Raw genomic sequence first — 21709 nt, 5'->3', positions numbered from 1 at the left:
GAAGCCAATATCAACTAGTATTCGTGTTCGTTAGTTTGCTTTATCTTTTTTCTCTGGTTTCCCGGTTACAATTAGTTTCATTGTTTTCACTGACTTTGTTTTACCTGCAAAGTTCTCTGCTTCTGCATACAAAGTATGCGTTCCATTATCAAGATCCAACTCTACTGAGTACGTGCCATCCTGACCTGTTTTTACCGAGTGAATCAGGAATACTTCATTGCCATGGTTTTCATAAATATTCACGGTCGTTCCCTGTGGTGCTGTACCTTCTACTAATGCCGGCTCACCCTTCACCATAAACTCTTCCATTTTCCAAGCTGGTGCTTCAGGGATTTCCTGTAATGTATCCCTTGACCAGCCAAGGGCATTTACGAATAACTGTCGCCCATTTTGAGTCCAGCCATAATCAGGTCCGATGATATTTGTAACAGCAAAGGAAGACAACAGCAAATGCATGTGCTCCTTGCTCCTGAATTCAAACCCAATTGAATCCCCTTTACTCTCCCCGTCAACGGAAAGGCTTGAAATTGCTATACCCGTATAATTCTTGAATGTTGCATATGGACTTTTAGCTGTGTGGATTTTAACATGTTCATTTTCATCCAAATTGATTCCGTTGAATATTGGATGTCCAGTTACAGCTTTAAGGTATACTGCACCTTCATTATATCCCTGCTGGTCCATTTCCAGACCTCCCGTGAACTCCTCTAGCCTTTGGATTGAACCTTCAGCAACACCCCATGTGCCTGTGAAAACAAGACTTGTCTTTTGTTCGTCACTTTCCATGATGAGCTGTTCAAATTGCTCTTTTGTTCCTTTATTTGTATTGACTAGAATGACATCGTAATTTCCGACATTCCCGAGGATGTCCCAGCCTTTCTCTTCTGCATACAGTTCCTGCTCATTTAATAATCCTGTCAGGGCACCATTAACATCTCCCAATACTGCCGCCTCGAATGCATTGAGTTCCAGGTTGAATTCCTTATCTTCAGAGACAATTTCCACCTCAAAAGCTTCCTGCAAATATCCTTCTGCTGTTACAAACAAGGTGTACTCGCCCGGCAGCAAATTCTTGAATTCATATGAACCATTTTCTATGCTCGAGCCTTCCATCTTAAAATCCGGCTCATCTTTTGGAACTAGTGACAACTTAGCACCAGCTACATGTTCTTTGTCTTTCTTGCCTGTAATTACACCATTCAAATCAGAACCATCAATAGCTTCCAGTGTAAAGTTCAAATCGACACTGCTTCCAAGCTCTGCAACTTTTGCTGGCTTGGTTTGTTCAGCGAAGCCTCTTGCCTGGACCTTCACTTCGTAATCACCAATACCAATTCCAAACTTATACTGGCCAGCTGAGTTGGTGGTGGTTTTGTGATTTGTTCCCTCTATGGTTACAAAGGCATTCGGAATTGGATTTCCCTGGCTGTCCTTTACTTCTCCTTTGATTTCACCCTGGCTTGCAGTCAACGCGTAATTGATCGCATTCACATATATCTTTTTCGCATTTTCAGTCCATTTCTCATTCGGATGGCCATACCCGCTGATTTGCAGGGCGGAAAGAAGAATATGAACACTATTTGATGAGCTGAACTTATAGGCAATGAAGCTGCCAAGTTCTCCTTTAACCGGGTTAGTCAAGCTGGCAAGAGTCGTTCCGCTATAGTTTTCAAACACCGAGTACTGTACTGCTCCTTTAGGATTGAGAAGGAATGGAAGTTCTTCACCCTTATTGAATCCCTTCAGGATTGGATGGTTCTCATCAATCCGAAGATTGAGTTCCTTATCTACAAAAGTATATTCAAAATCTTCAGGGTCCCCATATGCATCACTTAAATCTCCAATCGGACCTCCGAACAAGGCAGTGAAAATAATGCTCACTTCATTTTCATTTGCTTTCTCCACCATTGCCTTAAATCTATCTTCCTTCATAGAATAAGATGTATCATTGACGATGATTAATTTATAGTTTTGTATATTCTCGATCAATGTTTCAAATTCTGCATAAGGATGTAAATCAACATCGTATCCATTGCTTTCAAGGAATGGCATGATTCTGTCCTGCTGATAAGGGTTTGCCATAAATGCAATCTTTTCAGAAACAACAAGTGAAACATTTAAGTCTGTCTGCTCCCCTGTTGCAATTTCTACAGATTGGTAAATCGGCTTATAGCCGGCCGCAATTACCCTGACTTCATATTGGCCTGCTGGAAGTGTCGCTTGATATCTTCCGTCCTCACTTGTCTTGACTGTCACTGGTGTTCCAATTACTTCTACTCTTGCACCTGGGATGCCATCTTTCGTAGAGGCATCGACAATTTTACCAGCCAGGATGCCAGAATCAACAGCATCAATGACGAAATCTTCATTTTTCGCTTCGCCATTTTTAATCGAGACTGTGAATTCTTTTGGATTGTGGCCAAAAGCTTCAATAGTCAAGGTGTAGGTTCCTTCCTCAAATGCAGCAAAGAACTTGCCTTTCTCATCTGTTTGATAGGTTTTGCCGGTTTCTTTTACAGAAATTGTGCCTTTTACAGCTCCATTGACGTTCTGTACTATACCGTTAAGCTCTCCGACAAGTGCCTCTTTCTCTTCGAGTGCCCAGTCTAGTGCGTTATTCAGCAGCCGTTCTCTTGCTGGGTCAAATGAATCATTTGGCTTGAATACATGGCTGACTGTCATATTGGCCAAGAGAATTTCAACGGAATCAGCCGTCCTGCCTTTGTAGGCGACCATGCTCCCCTTTTCCCCGGTTCCTGTATGTGAGAAATCAATGACCGTTGTACCCGAATAGCCGTCAAAGCCATAATAATAGCCGGACTTTCCAGGTATTTCGATAATGTCTCCTGTCTTAAAACCTGTAGTCAGAGGATGTTGGTCCAATACAGCTCCCTGTGCTCCTGATTTGTTGTTGTGTTCGAAGATAGTTTTTGGATCATCATTGAATTCCTGCAAATATCGTATCGAACCTCGTCCTCCCGCCTGGCCTGTCCAGATAACTGATTTTCTACTTTCATCCAGCGCTTTCTGAAATGCTAAAAACTCTTCCTTTGAAGGTTCTAAATTCCTTGCATAATCGGAATTCGCGAATACAACATCTACCTCTCCCAATTTATCTGTATCCTGATAATCCAGGTAAACGACCTTGTATCCTCTTTCCTCTAAATACTGCTTATACGTGGTTCCTGATGCTGTCAAGTCCACGATGATTCCAACCGTTGGTGAAGGCTTTAATTTTACATTCACTGCAGCTTTTTGGCCGTCAGTAATTTTCAGCTCAATATCCTGGCGAACATAGCCTTCCTTTTCAATTCTTGCAGTATAGTTCCCTGGTTCTACTTTGGAAATATTATATTGACCCTGGACGTTTGTAATCGCTTCTTTTGGAGCTCCTAAGAGTGTGATTTTTGCGCCTTCAATCGCATTCCCATCTTTTGAATCTTCAACGGTACCTGAAATGGAGCCAACATTTTCTGCTATTGCCATTTGAATCTCCTTCGGCTCACTGTCCATTTCTGCGGTTACTTTAATCGTTCTAGTGGCATAGCATAGGAACTGATTTCAATCTCGTATTCTCCTGGTAGCATCGCGATTGTAAAACTGCCATCCTCACTGCTTGACTGGGTTTGGAACGGCTGTCCCTTCACCTTGATATCTGCCTTTAATGGATTGCCTTCTTCATCGACGATCGTCCCGCTGATTACTGGGTATTTGACATTTGCTGCCCATAATACCGAATTAATGAGAAGCTGTTTCCCCTCCTCAGTATAGTCCTTGGCACCATGGTAATAAGCAAATCCGTGCCCGCTCAACAGCAATTCAACACTTCCGGCAGATCTCGGTTTATAACCCACCCCAAGGCCAAGTGTGGTCTCCGATCCTTCATGCTTGATCTCCGCCAGAGGATAGCCACTGTAATCCTTGAAGTAACCGACATAGCTGGCTGCTGGAGTAAGAATTTCAACGAGTTCCCCAGTCTTTGCTCCATTGAATATCGGATGCTCCTCGATGACCTTGTACTGGGCTGCTTCGGTTGTCTTCCTTATCGTTTTAAGCTCTTTCGGATCCTTTCTGTAATTCACCAGCTGCTTAATGCCGCCACCCCAGACAGCATCTCCATAAATCAGGCTGGTTTGAGCATTGTCTGCAGCTTCCATCATTTCATCGGTTATCGCTGATGAGCTTGGGTCATTGAAAAAAATGACATCAAACTCAGCCATTCTCTGAACCAATTCTGCAGGCTGCACATCTAGAACATTTACTCCAATTTCATTAAAAAGAGCTTTGAAGTTTTTCTTGGAGGAGAAGTAGTCACCTACTACACCTACTGATGGCATAGTGTGCATCTGAATGTCCAACTCACCCGAATGGCGAGCGACATCGACACTTTGCGTCTGAACGATGTATCCATCCTTACTGAATTTAAATTCATACACCTCATCCTCTAAGCCAGAAACTTCATATCGTCCGTTTGCAGCAGTCTGAACTTCTATTATCGTTTCGTCAGCTGAGTTTTCAACTGTAATATTGACACCTTGAAGCTCCATACCTGATATGGAGTCCGTTACAGTACCTGATAGCAGCCCTTTTTCTGACTCACCTAAAGCGATTTGGACTGTTGCAGGTGTCTCCTTAGCTACAGTAACGGTTTCTGATTTAGAACCCAATCCTTTTGACCTTACTTCAAGTTTGAAGGTACCTTCATCATGAAAAAGTGTGAAGTTTCCGTTTGCGTCAGTCTTCGCTTTTACTCCTGTTTCGAGCACTTCGATGTTTGCCTCGACAGGTTCTCCACCTGCATTGGTCACAGAACCTGTTATCTTTCCGTATTCAGCTTTGTACAGGTAATCAATACTGTTAAATAAGATTTGCTGCTGTCCGCGCAGCCAGGCCTTTGAACTCTCCCAAGGTACAGTCGCATGGCTCGACAATAATAAATGGGCACTATCTTCGGATACAGCTTTATAAGCAATCCCAGAACCGACAAAACCAAGGTCGGTGTTGCCGATTTTACCGATTGTCCTGCCTGAATACTGATTGAACCAGGCAAAATCTGCGTTATTCTCTAAAACATTGATTCTGTCTCCAGGTTTGTACCCCTTGAAAATAGGGTGCTCTGCTTCAACCTGGATTCTTACTTCCCCGCCATCATAATCATGTCCCAGCTCCTTTGGATCCTGGTAAGAACCTTTCAAATGGTGAATGGATCCATAGTTTGCGCCCCACTGGTCTGTGAAGATGATGCTGACATTATGAGCCTTCGCGCTTTCTACCAATTCTTTAAACTGATCTTCTGTAGGCTTTGTACCTTCCGAACCATATCCGCCATTCAAGTGAATTACTTTATAGCGGCCTATGTCCTCGACAACATCCCAACCGCGTTCCTCAGCAATAAAACCGTTAACATTAAGCAATGTTGTGATTTCACTCTTATAATCATTAAGGACCGCAATATCAATTGGCTTTAATTCGAAGGTTAAGTCAGTACCTTCGCCGGCTTTGACAACGATTTTCACGCTGCCGGTCTTATAACCCTTTAATGAGATATCTGCCATGTAGGTTCCTTCATATATATTTTCCTTTGCAAATAGTCCATTACTGTCTGTCTTCCCCTCAACTGGTGATTGATTTAGGAGGACAGTAGCCCCGGCCACTGGATTTCCGGTACGCTGGTCTTTTACAAGGATAGATAATGAGCCCTTAGCTGCTTCCTCAAGTTGATAATCTTTCATAAATTGATATCCTGAAGAAAGCTTTACATTTTCAGTGATTTGCTTTTTACCATATGAAGAAATCCTTATTGTATAGTCACCAGGTGTATGCTTAAGCAAGAAGCCTCCATCTTCGTCTGTGTCTACAGTTTCTCCTGTTTCTAGCACAGCGACAGAACCTTGAACAACATTTCCTTCGCTATCCTTTAATATGCCTTTGACAATAGCAGGTGAACTGTAGCTCTTTACGCCAGTTTGGAAAAGTACAATTACCTGACCAGGGAGAACAGGGATTCCAGATGTACTATAAACCGGGAGGCTGAAATCCTTCAATCTTTCACCAGTGTACACATCAATAACTGAAAGATTTCCACTTGTACCTGCAAAAAATAAAAGTCCATTTGCAGAAACAGAACCGCTGTTTAAAGTAGTGCCCACAGATCGGTTGCTCCAAAGCTCCTGGCCAGTTTTGGCGTCGAATGCGCGCAATACCGGCTGAACGGCTGAACCAATGACGACAATATTTTCATAGACAATTGGAGAACCAGCCTGTGTATCACCGATCCCTTCTGCCTTCCATTTCTCTTCACCTGTCTTGCTATCAAGAGCATAAAGCGTGCCGCCTTCGGTGCTAAAGTTGGTACCAGCTAGATATAGTGTGCCGCCTTCAAATACCGGCTTTGAGGCAATGCCTTCATTTACGAGAGTTTTGCTCCACACTTCTGTTCCATCTTCAATCCTCAGGGCTCTGAGCTTTTGATTATCATAGCTTCCGATAAATAACATGCCAACTCCGGCACTAGGACCAAAATACGTAGGTGCGCCAAGATCGACACTCCATTTCTTTTCCCCAGTCTCTGCATTTAATGCGGTTAGCTTTGCATCTTTTGAAAGGTCCGATGAAACAAATAGCGTTCCATCAACTAGCAAAGGAGATTCATAGACTGCCATTGACCCAACAGCGGTCGTCCATATAATGCTACCCGATTTGAGATCCAAAGCATAAATCTTTCCGTCTTCTCCTCCTGAAAGATAGACAGTATCACCATTTATTGTTGGCGATGACCTGTTCGTGCTTCCAAATCTTACAGACCATTGCTCCTTGCCAGTCACCGAATCCAGTGCTACAACGTACCCACTGTCCGTTACAAGGACCACTTTGTTTTTAGCTGCAGCTGGGGTGGAAAAAAGAATCTTACCTTTCCCTGAAGTATCGTACTCCCAGCTTTCCTCTAGTGCATCTACGTCAATTGCATTTGCAGAAACAGCATTGCGTTGGTTGTTGCCATTCGCCATTGCCCATTCCTTATTTAAATTGGATGGTTCAGCGTTTACCTTCAAATCGATGGAAGTATCATCTTTAACCTCCATCTCTTTTGCCAATCCTTTTATCCCTTCCCCCGAAACCTGAAGGACATACTGACCGGCAGGCAGATTTACAATTTCGAAAGTTCCGCTAGCATTAGTTCGATAAGTTGGCAGCGGAGTGTTTTTGACTCTAATAAATGCATAAGGCACTGCCTTCCCAGAGCTGTCAGTTACTTTTCCAATTACCTTATATGCCTGGGCGTTCTCCAAGACCCAATTCACTGATAATGTTTCGCCCTTTTTCAGCTCGATTATTGTTTCAAAATCCTGATAGCCAAAAGATGTAACCTTGATTTTATGGCTGCCTTCCCTGATCTTGTATTTGAAATCCCCGCCTTTTCCAATATTATAGGAAAGGCCTTCCTCCTTTATTTCAAGTTTTCCAGCCAGCGGCTTGCCATCCTTGTCTGTCAGCTTGCCGTTAAGCTCACCAGCGAAAGAAGTTTCGGTGACAGCCTGGTAAATATTCATGATTCCTGTGCCATAGGAATCATTTGGCAATGTTCCCATATGAGGCTCCACTCTGGAAGTCTGCTTTAGAGTTTCTTTTACCTGGTCAATTGTCAGGTTAGGATTAGCCTGCAATAATAGCGCTACTGCACCCGTGACATGCGGAGTCGCCATTGATGTACCACTGATAGTGTTGTATTTCCCTTCATTCCGTTTAGCTGGCCATGCTGAATAAATCCTGTGGCCAGGTGCAGATATATCTGGTTTAATGATGCGTTGCTCATCGCCGTTTTCATCCTTCCAAAAAACAGGGCCACGGCTGGAGAAAGTGGCAGTTTGGTCATACGCATCAGTTGCGCCGACAGCAAATGTTTCAGGGAAGCTTCCCGGAGAACCGATTGTCTGTGATCCCGGACCATCATTCCCGGCTGCAAAAGATGGGAAGATTCCTGCTGACACCCATGCTTTTACATCTTCATAGAATTCAAGGTTATAAGTATTCGAATTCCCCCATGAGTTGTTGACTACATGTGGAGCCTTCGATGGGTCACCGCCTGGAGCCATGAACCATTGGAAAGCCTGGTGGATAGCTGAAAGAGTTGTTGAGCCTCCATCATTGAAGATTTTAGCTGCAATCCATTCTGCTTCAGGAGCTACCCCGATTGGTTCTCCCTTCCCGCCGCCAACCGCAGTACCAGCAACGTGGGTTCCATGCCCATTGCCGTCATTTGGAGTCTTATAACCCTGGCCTGATAAGTCAATCCAGGAATATTGATGGTTACCATCTCGTCCGCGGTAGTTTTGCTTTAGTGCTTCGTGATTTCCATCAACTCCAGAGTCCATAATCCCGACGATTATGCCTTCACCTTTCAATCCATATTGTCCCCATACTTTTGGTGCATAGATTTTTTCCAGCCCCCATTGAGGAAGACGCGGGGGATTTTCTTCTACCGTCACCTCTGGGAGGCTGAGGGTTTCGTCAAGAGAGATCTTGGCAATATCCTCACGTTTTTTCAGTTCATCCAATGCTTCTTTTGTTATGGAAGCAGTGATTCCATTGATGATCCAGAGAGAATCCTTCCTTTTGGCTTTTCCTTTTGTTTCTAGATCGGTGAGTGCCTGTTGAATTCCTTTTTGTGAAATGTTCGCTTTTTCTTTGAGGTGTTCCTGGATGGTTTTAATTTTTTCTGCGCGGTTCTTCTTTGCTTTTACCTGGGGATAAATCTCGTTGAGGTAATTTTGGTCTTTCATCCTGATAATGACATTAATTTCTTGTTCCTTCTCAAAGGCATTAAGGAGAGCAGCATCTTTATTCATTTCAGCTGCTGATACTTCATCGCCTTTCAAAGGTGGCGGTTCAATTCCCAGTCCATCTAACAGGTTTGTCAGTTCATCACTTTCTGCAGACGAAGATTCTAGTTCTGCTCCTCTTCCAGTAGAATATGCTTGCTCACGCTGTTTCTCGAGTACTAGTTCTTCTTTTGAAAAACTCTTTGGTTTTGGTTTGGCGGCTGATGCCAGCGAAGTTGAAAACGATGAAAATATTATTAACATTGCCAGCAAAACAGCCGAAATTTTTCTTGCAGTTCTCTTGGTTTTTCTTCTCAAGTTTCTTACACCCCCTGAAAAATTTGATTAACGAAGAAATACTGCAAAATTTTGTAAAAACCTTTAAATCTATTAAACATTTTAACTATTCAGATAAATATAACTCAAAATACCTATGGAATTGATTGCCACTTTGTTACTTTTGAATGATAAATCTCGTTACTGATAGGCTCGTTTGTATCCAAAGAATAAAAGGCTCGGGCCATATTTTTAACCCTCTACACATGTCCATTCTTTTTTCATCGTCACGCATATACATATAAAAAACTCTTTTAGTAAGCCATGTCTTTTTGTTGATATGGACGTGGAGTAAAAGGATGTGAAAAAAATGATTATTCTTATAAGTGATCTTCACTTGATGGATGGGACTGCGGGGAAACATCAGCTTGAAACAGAAGTCTTCAGGGATACCTTTATTGAGCTCGCCCAGCAAGCAACGGCAGCTGTAAAGCATTTAAATGAAAATGAACAAGACATTAAAATTGTTCTTTTAGGAGATATTTTTGATGTGATCAGATCAGAAAGATGGTTTCTCGAAAATAGCAAAAATAAAATAGTTGAAGTTCCATTGTCAGACCGGCCATGGGGGGGTTCTGGAAATGAAAAAACAGAGTTAATAGCTGTCGATATTCTAAAAAATATAATAAAAGTTAATAAGGAAATAATATCCATTCTGTCAGGGCGGGATTGGCAGAGGCTAGGCTTTCCAAAAAAGCCCGAAATCATCTATATACCAGGAAATCATGATCGATTATGTAACGTGTACCCTTCAATGAGAAGACTGGTGATTGATGAACTGGATTTGCAAAATTTGTCGTATAAAGATAAATTCCCTAACTACCTTTTGAACGAACAGCATGGACTTTTAGCTCGTCATGGCCATGAATGGGATCCATTCAATTTGAAGGTGACCATCAAAATCCACAGAGTTATATGGCCATTCCAATAGGTGATGTAATTGCTGCAGAGATTGCCTCAAAGCTTCCGGTCGTTGTTGGCATGAAGCTGAAAGAGATTAACCTTCCAGAAGCAGATATCAATCAAATATCTGATAATTTCAGAAACCTATTCGACGTCCGTCCAATGTCTGCTATCATTCCCTGGCTATCCTTTCAAGTCAAGCGGTATGAACAATATGGAAAAGTCGTTCAAGATGCCATCAACTCAGCATTTAGACAAGTTGGAGATGAATTTATGAAAATTCCATTTGTTAAAGATTGGATCAAAAAACACGATCGATTCTGGCACCCTCTTGATAATGGAAATAAGGTACAGATCATGGGAACCCTGTTGAGAACATTTGATATAACCAATTCAGCATGGAAGCTCAAGTTATTTGATAAATTTGATATAGTCAAAGAACTTTGGATAGATGATAAATATTTAAGGGGAGCAAAACAAGATCTTGAAGCCATGCCTAAAACAATCCAATATGTCCTATATGGGCATACCCATAGCCCGTTAAAACGCACCGTTGAGATTATTAAAGAAAAAAATAAATCAAAACAAAAAGAAAGGGTTTATTTAAATACTGGTACATGGAGACCAAGTTATCATCAATCCTTTAAGGAAAATGGTTTTTCAAAGTGGAAGAACCTTACCTATACAATTATATATAAGCCTGGAGAGATGTTTGCCGGCACACCTGTAAAACTCCCCGTATTTGAACTATGGACGGGTACAATAAATAAATAGAGCTTTAAATTTAACAAGATAGTATAAAACGAAGCATCACCAGAAGACCAAATTTGGTCTTTCATTTTTTAAGTACTTTACATGAAAACAGGGAGACTCTCTTTTTAACTAGGAGGATTATATGAAAAAGACACAGGAGATTTCGAAAAAAAAGCTGCTTGGAGCAGCAGAAAGGGAATAGTGTTCTTTTTAACGAGGTTGTTTTTCACCATGGACATACTTCGCCTTTTCCGGGATGGACTTAAGTACATGACCTTCATTTAAATAAACTTGTTTATAGGAATTCATATAACCGATGGATACCTCAATCACCTGTTTCGTTTCGGGACTCACTGGAAATTGGAAGTTCATATAGTACTCCCTTAACTTTTTGATGTTTAATTGAACTTCTTATAGAATTGTTCCTGTTTTATGGTCAGGATATACAGTAGGAAAGAAAATTGTGGGTGTGAGAATCGCGAAAGTTAATGGAGAAAAGCTTGGCTCCGGTACGATGCTAATGCGTACGATCGTTGCGGGACTTGTATATGTACTTACCTTGGGTCTGGGTGCTATTGTCAGTGCCTTCATGGTAGGCATCCGTGAGGATAAAAGAGCAATCCACGATTTCATCGCAGGAACATATGTAACTTATGAAAAACCAAATGAAATTAAGTATGGACAATAAGAAACATCGTTGTTGGATACCTGGCATACCAGGTGTTTTTTTGTGGGGAAAACTGGTGAAAATTCTGCTTTTGATATGTTCAGGATTTCCAGTATAGAAGGCCGCATAGCGGTCACAAGTATACTCACAAGCTCGCAGATACTTTTCTGCAATTCCTGGTATCAACATGGATGGAAGGATGAACATCATTTTTTCCGCCGGACTGCGTTAAGCAGGATTTGACCAATCATCAATGCATGAAGCAACATCGAAATCAGCAGGAATGCAGGAATAATAAATATTCCTACAATCGATAATGCAAAGAGAATGTAAGAGACAATACTAATACTTAATACAACCCAGAAATATTTATTCTCATTTTTATGTAACAGGTTTTTCTCGTTAAAGGCTTCTTCTGTCATTTCCCAATGTCTCCTTAATCACAACTATTTAGATTATAGGAATTTTTTATTATATGGTAATGATGTTATTTATAAGAATATATACCTTATTTTGTAAATTACAAAGTTATAATCCATTTCAAGACATAAGATTATGCTTTTTCATCAACGGATATGCTTAGTTCGCTTCCTTTTAAAAAAATTAAAAAGCCCACGTTTGCTGTTGTATTCAGTATCTGCTTTTTATTTTGATACTGATCGATCAACTCATTCAGACGGTCTAGCTGAAAAGCGTAGTCATAAATCGCAGAACCAATGATCGTTAACCTCAACCTATCATTCCTTTCTATTGACTTGTCCTCCATGATTGATTCAAGGAATAATCCGCTTTGTCTTAGGATACTTTCCATATCTAGCTCTCTGATTTTCCCCGAATATTTAAGGAGAATCATTTCATGGTATTGAATGAGTTCTTCGAATTGATCATCGAATTCCTTTGTATCCTCCTGTTCAGGCCGGCTTTGAAAAAAATGATCCTCAACGATATCCAATATCCTTAAGCCTTGCTGAAGGCAAGCAAGCATTTGTTTGAAAACAACCAATTCTCTCACGTCGAGAGGTTTTACCTTTGAAATTTTCTTTCTTTCCTCATCGAGTATTTTATAAAGGTCTTCAAGCTTGGCTACGTCCTTTCTCAATTGACTCCATTGATCCTGAAATGTTTTTTCTGTCAGTTCATTGGAAATAGTTGTCCTTATTAACAAGGACATGGTACTAAAGCTTTTGTTCATTGTTTCGGTAAAATTCTTGTTGAAATTTGGTGGCGAGACAATTAAATTAACAAGGAAAGCAGACCCCATTCCAACAAGGACTATGATAAATTTGTTTGCTGCTGTTAAAATACCGTTGAATTCCTGTGAACTCATCATGATTAAGACTGTGATTAGCGTTAAAGATATGGAACTTTCCATTTTAAGCTTCAAGCTAATAATAATAACTATAACAGTTACAAACCCAATGACAATAGGGTTGTTCCCGAATAAATAAATGGATGCAATAGCGATGATCGCACCGAGTGTATTCGCCTGGAATTGCTCTAATACTTGTTTCCATGATCGATAAATCGATGGCTGGATTGTAAAGGTTGCTGCAATTGCAGCAAACACCGGGGGCTCCAATCCAATCCATTCTGTTATGTATAAGGCAAGTACAACGGCCACTCCTGTTTTTAAGACTCTTGGACCTAAAGTAATCATCTAAACCCCTCACTTTCTATTGAGAACGCTTATATTTTAACATAACCTCCTTTAATGGAATAAAACATATATCAATAATAGCGAACGATTAAAAATTAGGATTTTAAGTACGAAAAGATTATCCTCCACTTTTGGCGGGAAATAATATTCAAGCAGCTTTTAAAAAAAAGGTGGGAACACGATGGTAATGATAGATAGGAATCATGATCCAAAAAAAATGCTGAGTTGATAGCACAGATATCAGGAAAAAATTTAAATATATATGATCTGGTTAAAGAGACAAACGAATTATTCAGAGAAGCAAGTGAGGATTACAGACCTATAAATTTTAAAACATTTCCAGGCATATCGTCTTTTTCCAATAATTTAGGTTCAAGTCTAAGTAAAATAATTCAGACTAGGTCCGCATTCGATAACGCACAAAACTACCAAACTATTGTCGATCCTAATGGCAATGTCTTTCCCGAGTGGATGGAAAGATTGAATGAGGAATATAAACATTTACTGAAAGAAATCACTCGTGAAGTCAATATTGAAGACTTTGGTGCAATCGGTGATGGAAAAACTGATTGCACAGAGGCTTTTCGAATGGCTCTTGGCAAAGGACGTGTGAAAGTATATATTCCTGAAGGTGTTTATGTGGCAAAAGAGATAAAGATGCCTTCTTTTACCTATTTGGTTGGTGCCGGAAAAAGGAAAACAATCATCAGACTTCATGACTCAGCCCCTAAAGGCAGGAGACTTATAACAAATAAAAATCATCGTACCGGAAATCGGAATGTAAAAGTGACAGGAATGACGCTTGATTGGAATGTTGAACGTTTGGGAAATGTTGAAAAGACCAGTACATGGGGAAATCATTCCAGCTGTCTGCTATATGCCAATGTGAAATATGGCTGGGTGAAGGATGTTGAATGCGTTAATCCAGGGCTTCACTGCTTTGATATTTCATCTCCTCTTTACAATTATTATGGCGATGGCTATCGGGCCCGTGGCGGAAGTGAGTTTATCTGGCTCGATAACCTAAATGGCTATGGTTTCGGAGATGATGGCATTACAACGCACCATAGCGATAATATTTTTATATCAAATTGCCATATGAGCGATCCAAGCGGGAAAGCCCATAAAAAAGGGTTTTCTAATTCGAATGGAATCGAAATAGATGATGGATCGCGAAATGTATGGCTCTTAAACAATTCAACCGCAAGATGCTTTGGCGGAGTAGAAATCAAAGCTCATCATACTTCTTCAGCAGCAAATAATGTTGTCATAATAGGCCATTTATCTGTAAATGACAATCGTTCTTATAACTTCAGGCATATTGGCCATCACAAGGAAAATGATCCTGAGTCTAAAACAGCAATCAACATCCGAGCTGCAAATATTATCTCGTACAATCCGGTTCATACCGAGTTATATGCAAATTCCTCGCCACGGGCGATGGTAGTATCAGCATATAAAAATGTCGCTGTGAACCATTTTACAGCGATTGGGGATCCTTCCTATGACTATGTTGGTGAACCAGCGATTGCCATACAGTATCGTTCCAGGAATATAATTTTAAAGAATGTAGAATTTAGCGGGTTTACAAATGCAGGAGCCGATATAAAGGTTTTTGGCGGCAGCAATCGCGCTGATAATGTTAAAATCCGAAATGTCCTTGCAAAACATTCAGCACCTAAAGCAATCCAAATAGGTAAAGGAGTAGCTATTGCAACAGTTGAAAATGTATACGCAGAAGCTGTCAATGGACAGTCTGTAGTCGAACTTGCAGAAAATAAAGCATTGGTGAAGGAAATTGACTCAAAAGGATTCAAGCAGGTGGTTCTGGAACAGCAGCAAGTATAAAAAAAGGAAGCAGTGCAAGCTGCTTCCTTCGTTATGAGAGAACCCATTTATGGATTGCCTGGGCAACCCCACTTTCTTTATTGGTACCTGTAATATCGTCAGCCGCTTTCTTTACGGTTTCCTGGGCATTGCCCATCGCTACTCCAAGACCCGCCTCAGTAATCATGGCAATGTCGTTCAGGCTGTCTCCCACTGCCATGACATTTACCATTGAAATTTCCAATAAGTCACAAACCTTCTGCAATCCCCTGGCCTTATTAATGCCAAGTGCATTGACTTCAATATTTTTTAGGCTTGAATTGCTAATTTCGAATAATCCCTTATCTTTTAACTCTTTAAGTACACTTTCTCTTATTTCATATTCTTCAATTTGAAAGCCAAATTTAATCCATTCCTGAGAAAACAGGTCCTCTGGCATATCATTGTGCCAGACGTTTTCACTGCTTGTTGCCCAAAAACCTGTCTGGTGCTTTCGTGATAGTTCATACATCCATTGGATGTGTTCGGTATCTACCATGCTTCTTTGCACCAATTCCCCATTTGGTCCCCAGATTTCTCCACCGTTGACCGTTACTAGATAAGACGACATCTTCAGTGAGATTACATAATCCCTAGCTGTTTTGAGACTGCGTCCAGTACTTAAAACAACATGTACCCCTCTTTTTTCAGCTTCTTTGATTGCTAGTCTATTTTTCTCAGATACCTCGTGTCGCTCATCCAGAAGCGTTCCATCCATATCCAATGCAATTAGTTTGATATCCGGCTTTTTATTAATCAACTTTATCCTCCTAATAGTTGCTTTACATTTCTTTATTGATACTATCAATGGCCTGTTTTACTGTAGCGAAGGTTTTGATATTTGAAAAGTCTACTCCGCCCTCGACTGCAGCCTGTGCAAGCTCTGACCTCATTCCAGTGGCAATTGAATCCACCCCTAAAAGCCGCAAAACATTGTGGATATCCAAAATATGTTTGGCAATCGTTGCATCTATTGTGACGATTCCTGAAAAATCAATGATTAAACACTGTACTTTTTGCCTTGCTACCAACGGAATTGCTCTTTCCATTATCAACCTTGCCCGGTCATAGTCCATTTTCCCTACCAAAGGCAACACTGACACATTTTCCTGTACCGGGACCACTGGAGTCGATAATATATCCATTTCTTCCTGGACTTCCATCATCAGTTTCGAAGTTTGCCTTTCAAAGGCAAAAACGGTTTCATTAATACTTATATCAAGCATATTATTCACTCTTTTATTGATCCAAATTAAATCTTCCGTGTTTACATCATGCTTTAAGCTAATTTCCGCCATTTTATCAATGAAAACAATCCTTGTGGGAGGATACCTGAATAGGATATCTGAAATCCTGCCGCCTTTAGCTGCTTCACGTTCTCCATTTTGTCGGCTCCATTCAAGAAGGCCCTTAGAAGTTGTTTCATCTTTATTCATAATAGAGTCACCTAGAAATTTAAGATACTCAGTGTAAACAACTATTGCCTGGTCAACTTCCTGCTTCGGAATCTCGACACCAATTAATTCTAGTATGGAACTTACTATTTCCTTTGCGATTGTTTCGGAATTTTGTTGTAGTTCATTTGCTACTGCTGAAGTTGGATTCACAAAGGTCACTTCCCTTTTCTTTTTACTTATGTTCTTTTAAAAATCACCCAAAGTACTAAAGTGTTTTTTCATTGTTGTTCGTAAAGAAACTTAAATTAATTTAAAAGTTTTTGAAAGGATAAGGCCGATAACAACCGATAAATGCGAAAAAGCCTTTACTTATTTAATAATAGGATACACCTTTAACAATAATTAATCTTCTTAAAACCTGTAATTACTTGCAAATAATCAAGTTGTACTAGGTAAATAATCCTCCTGCTGCTTAATAATCCAAGCCAGGGAGAAAGACTATCCATGAATCAATATTCCTTGGATATTTTCGTCAACTCGAAGAATTCTCTTTCTGGTTTCATCCATTTTATCCCATTATCAGAAACGAAATAAATCCCTTTTTCCAAGTCGTAGTATACATCTATTATTATGCTGCCAAAATCGATAACACTTTTTCCGTTATAATATACTTGTTGCTGCTCCGCGACTATAGCTCCATTAATTAAATTGACTATCTGTTCAATTGTTTGCCTGTCAGTCATTCTGAAGCATTCATCACTTCGATCCGGCTGTTCGTTGATACAGATTTCCGAAACTTCTGTATCGATCCAAGGGGCAGCATTCAATCTATCGCTTTTATCAAAACCAACTTCTGTTTTATTCGAATTCTTGAAATATGCCGCGCTTATTGATAATACCCAGGGTGTGTTATCTTTTTCCCAATAAGAAATAAAACCAGCACCATCCTCATTATTATCAGATGAAGCTTGCGACATCCTCAAACTCCATCCGTTTTTTGGAAGCTCATTTTCATAAAAATGAAAGATTTCTTCCCAATGATTACCCTTTGTAATATAAACCGGACTGTCAGGTTTCAACCCCTTATAAAGAGGAATATCGGTTGTCCGCTCTGGTATTATGGGAAGTCCGTGGTATTTTTCTTCCTGTTTCTTTTGAAAATAAAAAAGTCCGCCAATTAAAAGTAAAATGATAATAATGAGTAGAGCCAATTTCCAAAACTTCAATTGTATCCTCGCCTTTTCACATAAGCCTTTTTCGGTGTATTGTTGCTGGTCATACCGCCAGATCCGCATACAAAACCAAATTTTAATTAAGGAATATTACTATTAACGATAGCAGGGCAACATGTTTATAAAAGAAGCACTACTTTATAATAATGTAAAAAATGGTAGAATTGAATACTCATCAAACGGTTTATAAAAATTAGTGGAGGGTTATTTATGTCCAATAGAAAAGATGGAAGAAACCGCAATGAAATCAAACCCGGCTTAAAGGTAAATATTGTCCTTAAAGCTGACCAGAAAACAGGAAAACTTACTCAAGGCATCGTTAAAGATCTCCTTACCAATTCCAACACTCATCCTCATGGTATTAAGGTAAGGCTTGAAGACGGACAGGTTGGCCGTGTTAAAGAAATTTTGGAGTAAATAAAGGGTAGGTTTTCTATATCCTGTATGAATACTGGAAGAAGTACACGGAAAGAAAGTTTCTTTTTACTATTAAAAAAGCATTAAAGGGCAGCCCTTTAATGCTTATCTACTCTTTTCTTGCACTTTTTCAACAATTAATTTATTCAACCTTGGGGCCAATTGAAACATGATCGTTCCTATGATGGCAATCACCAAGATATAAATGCTGGCAAAAATCTCTAATTCTCCGATCGCCAGCGCAGCAATGATCACGGAGAATTCTCCCTTTGGGTCAGTGAAAGGCCCGCCTTCAATGAATCACTTCTTGAAAGACCATACCATTGTCCTCCAAAATAACCTACAATCAATTTATGGATCAATGACCACAGTACAAGAACAATCAGTAATCCTAAATATGGAATGTCGCTGGTCAACTCGATATGAAGGCCAAAATTCAAGAAGAAAAAAGGAAGGAAAATATTTCGTACTGGCAATGCCGCCTTTTCAACCTTTTCCTTAATTGAAATCTCAGAAAGCATCATTCCTGCAAGAAAGGCCCCGATTACCTCTGACAAACCGAGCAGCATTGCGATGCCTCCGTAAGTTAGCGCAATCCCCGTAATCAACACAATAAAGATATCATCTTGATCAATCTCTTTTAAAATTGATTCTGCCTTTTTAAAGACCACTCTTGCGAAGAACACGGCAATTCCTGCGAGAAGAACAATTTTCAAGAGGATCAACACAAAATCGGTTACCGTAAACCCTTCCCCAGAAAGGCCAATCAGTACGGTTACCAGAATTGGCGCAATTAGATCCTCGAAAACCAGGATAAGGAGCATGAATTCGGACTCTTTGTTTTCAGTCCTGTTCTTATCGACAAGCAGTTTCGCTGTGATAGAGGAGCTTGTGGCATAGACAATTCCACCGACAATTAATGATGATACCCAATCTAGTCCGAACAGCAGGCTAATCCCTGCAGTCACAAAAATTCCAAGAAAGGCATCCAGCAAACCGCCTTTCCATACCCTTGCACTATTAGTGATAAGTCTGTTGACAGGAAACTTCATACCTAATATGAAGAATAACAAAACTAAACCAATTTCTCCGGCCACTTCAATTACCTTAGATTCTTTAATAACCAAGGATAAAATGAGACCAAGCAAAATATATAATAATATATCAGGAATTTTTATTAATTTGATTCCGACCATACCAATAAAAAAAAGCACCAATAGAAAAAGTCCAATGACTAAAGTCAAATTCAATCTGCAACAACACCTTTACAATTTTTAAAAGCAATAACCTTCCTTTTTACTACCCAATTACCTTAAAATCAACACTGGAAAATTAAATAATCCAAGGTCTTTAATATAGTTTGGTTTAACAATTATGATAAAATTAGTTAAATAAAATTATTGGAAGATTCTTATAAGGAGGAAGAAATGAACAGCATTCCAGAACAGGCCCTTGTCCAGCAGCATAAGGGCATCACAAAAACCAAACTCGCAAAAAGAATTTTTTTCATCATATTAGGTGGTATCTTGATGGGCGTGGGAATTGAGGAATTCCTGGTCCCGAACAAAATTCTTGATGGCGGTATTGTTGGCATCTCAATCATCCTCTCACATTTAACAGGCTGGCGCCTCGGCCTCTTTATCTTTGTCCTGAATATTCCTTTCTTTTTCATTGGCTATAAACAGATTGGAAAAACCTTTGCACTATCCACCCTATTGGGAATCACTGTATTATCTTTAACGACTAGCTTCCTTCATGATTGGCCTGTATTTACAGAAGATATACTTCTTGCCACTGTATTCGGAGGAATAGTTTTAGGAGCTGGAGTCGGAATAGTGATAAGATATGGCGGGTCACTGGATGGAACGGAAATTCTTGCAATCCTGGCAAACAGGAGACTGCCATTCTCTGTTGGGGAAGTCATAATGTTTTTCAATATTTTCATTTTTGGCACGGCAGGATTTGTCTTTGGCTGGGATCGGGCTATGTATTCCATCCTGGCATATTTCATCGCATTCAAGACTATCGATATAGTCATTGCTGGACTAGATGAATCCAAAGCTGCGTGGATTATAAGTGATCAGCACAAGCAAATAGGCGAAGCCATCCTGGCTCGTCTTGGCCGCGGCGTCACATATTTAATCGGCGAGGGTGCATATACGGGCGATGATAAAAAGGTCATTTTTTGCGTCATCACCCGTCTTGAGGAAGCTAAGTTGAAATCCATTGTCGAAGAACTTGATGAGACGGCATTCTTGGCTGTCGGAAATATAGCCGAAGTTCGTGGGGGCAGATTCAAAAAACGGAACATCCACTAATTTTCTCGAACACAAAAAAGCTCAGAAATCTGAGTTTTTGTTTTGAATCCAGATATATTACTTCAGTAATTGAAATAAAGAAGATTTATAAATACCGATTTATTCATTTCAATTATTAATACTGTCCCATTTTCAACTCTAAGCATCGCGATGATTCACCATTCATTTCGAATAATGCTTCTACCTCGAATTGCCTCTCCATGCCCCTATCATCTATAACAGTTACCAGATCCCTGATTGAATCGTTTTTCAAAGCTGCTCACCTCCATCTAATGCTCACTTTATCTTTCCCTTCCTCAAACTTAATATGACTTCGCAGTTTAAGGGCAATATCAAATCAAAATTCTTAATGAATTTTAAATAAACTTTTAAATTCATTTCTGTATTTTCATCTATATAATATTTTTTACACACTGTTATTTTTGGAGGCGGCGTTCTTGAAGTCAGCAGGAATTATCATTGGCTCAATCATTGTTTCATTTGCATTTAATCTTTTCCTGATTCCCCACGGAATCATGAGCAGCGGGATCAGCGGTCTTTCTATCATATTGTCAATGCTAACATCGATTAATACTGGTATTTACAATTTCTTTCTGAACTTCCCCCTATTAGTCCTAGGCTATTTGAAACTGGGACGTAAATTTATTTTTTATACGATACTTTCCGTCATTACAATTTCTATAACTCTTTATGCTATTCCAGTGTTTAAACTTGCTGAAGATCCTATACTTTCCTCTATATTTGGAGGAGCGATTGTTGGATTAGGAATAGGGATTATATTCCGTTCCTCTGGTTCATCAGGGGGCTTTGATATAATTGGGATGCTTTTGGCGAGACGCAAAGACTTTCCAATGGGAACACTGTTATTTGCGATGAACTCAGTTGTTATTTTGTTATCTGGCTTTTTGTTCAGCTGGGACGCTGCATTAAATACGCTTGTTTCCATCTTTGTTCTGGGAAAAGTAATCGATAAAGTGCATACACATCACGTTAAATTAACATTAATGATCATTACCAGAAAAGGTGAAGAAGTAAAGCAGCATTTATTAAAAAAATGTCTATCGTGGGGTAACGGTGATAGACTCTGTTGGGGGTTTTTCGAATGAGAAGAGCAACGTCATCATTACAGTCATTTCTCGTTATGAGCTCACAGAAGTTAAAACACTTATAGAGGAAATTGATCCTGAGGCATTTGTGAATATAACCGAAACCCTGGAGGTAATGGGCCTTTTTCATCGAAAACAGCATTAAGAGACATTCAGGGGGCTGACAATTGCAGCTTCTTGAATGCCGGTAATATTTTTATAGGAAAATTTATCTTGAAATTCCCACAGATTCATCGTA

At 39.9% G+C, this 21709-nt stretch carries 16 protein-coding genes and 2 pseudogenes; 7 read left to right on the top strand and 11 right to left on the bottom strand.

Annotation, left to right across the window (positions count from 1 at the left end; translation table 11 throughout):
- Positions 1-30 precede the first annotated feature (30 nt).
- Both JCM21738_RS06705 and JCM21738_RS06700 read right to left on the bottom strand, forming a co-directional pair.
- Complete coding sequence (locus tag JCM21738_RS06705; RefSeq protein ID WP_035209108.1) at positions 31-3486, bottom strand: carboxypeptidase regulatory-like domain-containing protein; 3456 nt, start codon at positions 3484-3486, stop codon at positions 31-33.
- A gap of 35 nt (positions 3487-3521) precedes the next feature.
- On the bottom strand, positions 3522-9137 hold the full coding sequence (locus tag JCM21738_RS06700; RefSeq protein ID WP_035209106.1) for a carboxypeptidase regulatory-like domain-containing protein: 5616 nt from the start codon (positions 9135-9137) through the stop codon (positions 3522-3524).
- 328 nt (positions 9138-9465) lie between these two features.
- Between JCM21738_RS06700 and JCM21738_RS06695 the strand changes: the two genes are divergently transcribed.
- Together JCM21738_RS06695 and JCM21738_RS06690 are read left to right on the top strand one after the other, a co-directional pair.
- Positions 9466-10086, top strand: a complete 621-nt coding sequence (locus JCM21738_RS06695; protein WP_148296072.1) for a metallophosphoesterase family protein — start codon at positions 9466-9468, stop codon at positions 10084-10086.
- Positions 10071-10832: a hypothetical protein gene (locus JCM21738_RS06690; protein ID WP_035209103.1), complete on the top strand. Its 762-nt coding sequence runs from the start codon at positions 10071-10073 to the stop codon at positions 10830-10832. The genes JCM21738_RS06695 and JCM21738_RS06690 overlap by 16 nt, the downstream gene beginning before the upstream one ends.
- Before the next feature lie 189 nt (positions 10833-11021).
- Here the strand turns inward: JCM21738_RS06690 and JCM21738_RS24260 are convergent, their stop codons facing one another.
- Positions 11022-11183, bottom strand: a complete 162-nt coding sequence (locus JCM21738_RS24260) for a hypothetical protein (RefSeq protein ID WP_156315505.1) — start codon at positions 11181-11183, stop codon at positions 11022-11024.
- Between the two features lie 46 nt (positions 11184-11229).
- Here JCM21738_RS24260 and JCM21738_RS06685 point away from each other — a divergent pair.
- A pseudogene (locus tag JCM21738_RS06685) lies at positions 11230-11499 on the top strand (RDD family protein); the annotation flags it as partial.
- A gap of 185 nt (positions 11500-11684) precedes the next feature.
- On the opposite strand, the gene JCM21738_RS06680 reads toward JCM21738_RS06685, so the two are convergent.
- Positions 11685-11900 (bottom strand): hypothetical protein, encoded by a 216-nt coding sequence (locus tag JCM21738_RS06680; RefSeq protein ID WP_023614099.1) that lies wholly within the window; start codon positions 11898-11900, stop codon positions 11685-11687.
- A gap of 131 nt (positions 11901-12031) precedes the next feature.
- Positions 12032-13135: an FUSC family protein gene (locus JCM21738_RS06675; RefSeq protein ID WP_243462922.1), complete on the bottom strand. Its 1104-nt coding sequence runs from the start codon at positions 13133-13135 to the stop codon at positions 12032-12034.
- 480 nt (positions 13136-13615) lie between these two features.
- Between JCM21738_RS06675 and JCM21738_RS06670 the strand changes: the two genes are divergently transcribed.
- Positions 13616-14983: a glycosyl hydrolase family 28-related protein gene (locus JCM21738_RS06670; protein ID WP_369385664.1), complete on the top strand. Its 1368-nt coding sequence runs from the start codon at positions 13616-13618 to the stop codon at positions 14981-14983.
- Positions 14984-15014: 31 nt separating this feature from the next.
- Here the strand turns inward: JCM21738_RS06670 and JCM21738_RS06665 are convergent, their stop codons facing one another.
- The 3 genes from JCM21738_RS06665 to JCM21738_RS06655 all read right to left on the bottom strand — a co-directional run bounded on the left by JCM21738_RS06665 (position 15015) and on the right by JCM21738_RS06655 (position 17624).
- The gene (locus JCM21738_RS06665; RefSeq protein ID WP_023614096.1) at positions 15015-15761 is read right to left on the bottom strand and encodes a Cof-type HAD-IIB family hydrolase; all 747 of its coding nucleotides are present in this window, start codon (positions 15759-15761) and stop codon (positions 15015-15017) included.
- Between the two features lie 22 nt (positions 15762-15783).
- Entirely contained in the window at positions 15784-16608 is an 825-nt protein-coding gene (locus JCM21738_RS06660) for an STAS domain-containing protein (protein ID WP_023614095.1), read from the bottom strand.
- Between the two features lie 299 nt (positions 16609-16907).
- A complete protein-coding gene (locus JCM21738_RS06655; RefSeq protein ID WP_023614094.1) occupies positions 16908-17624 on the bottom strand; it encodes a hypothetical protein in 717 nt (238 codons plus the stop codon).
- A 216-nt stretch (positions 17625-17840) separates the two neighbouring features.
- On the opposite strand from JCM21738_RS06655, the gene JCM21738_RS06650 reads away from it, so the two are divergent.
- Complete coding sequence (locus tag JCM21738_RS06650) at positions 17841-18047, top strand: YwbE family protein (RefSeq protein ID WP_023614093.1); 207 nt, start codon at positions 17841-17843, stop codon at positions 18045-18047.
- 105 nt (positions 18048-18152) lie between these two features.
- Here the strand turns inward: JCM21738_RS06650 and JCM21738_RS25490 are convergent, their stop codons facing one another.
- The gene (locus JCM21738_RS25490) at positions 18153-18302 is read right to left on the bottom strand and encodes a hypothetical protein (RefSeq protein WP_243462921.1); all 150 of its coding nucleotides are present in this window, start codon (positions 18300-18302) and stop codon (positions 18153-18155) included.
- On the bottom strand, positions 18299-19297 hold the full coding sequence (locus JCM21738_RS06645) for a cation:proton antiporter (RefSeq protein WP_243462920.1): 999 nt from the start codon (positions 19295-19297) through the stop codon (positions 18299-18301). Before JCM21738_RS06645 ends, JCM21738_RS25490 begins: the two co-directional genes overlap by 4 nt.
- A gap of 177 nt (positions 19298-19474) precedes the next feature.
- On the opposite strand from JCM21738_RS06645, the gene JCM21738_RS06640 reads away from it, so the two are divergent.
- Positions 19475-20365 (top strand): YitT family protein, encoded by an 891-nt coding sequence (locus JCM21738_RS06640; protein ID WP_023614091.1) that lies wholly within the window; start codon positions 19475-19477, stop codon positions 20363-20365.
- A gap of 115 nt (positions 20366-20480) precedes the next feature.
- Here JCM21738_RS06640 and JCM21738_RS24255 read toward each other — a convergent pair whose 3' ends face one another.
- Entirely contained in the window at positions 20481-20618 is a 138-nt protein-coding gene (locus JCM21738_RS24255) for a hypothetical protein (RefSeq protein ID WP_023614090.1), read from the bottom strand.
- 184 nt (positions 20619-20802) lie between these two features.
- Here JCM21738_RS24255 and JCM21738_RS06635 point away from each other — a divergent pair.
- A pseudogene (locus tag JCM21738_RS06635) lies at positions 20803-21616 on the top strand (YitT family protein).
- Positions 21617-21709: the final 93 nt, after the last annotated feature.

Origin of the sequence: Mesobacillus boroniphilus JCM 21738, assembly GCF_000517385.1 — a bacterium.
Taxonomy (GTDB): Bacteria; Bacillota; Bacilli; order Bacillales; family Cytobacillaceae; genus Mesobacillus; species Mesobacillus boroniphilus.
This window is presented reverse-complemented; position numbering and strand designations above follow the sequence as displayed.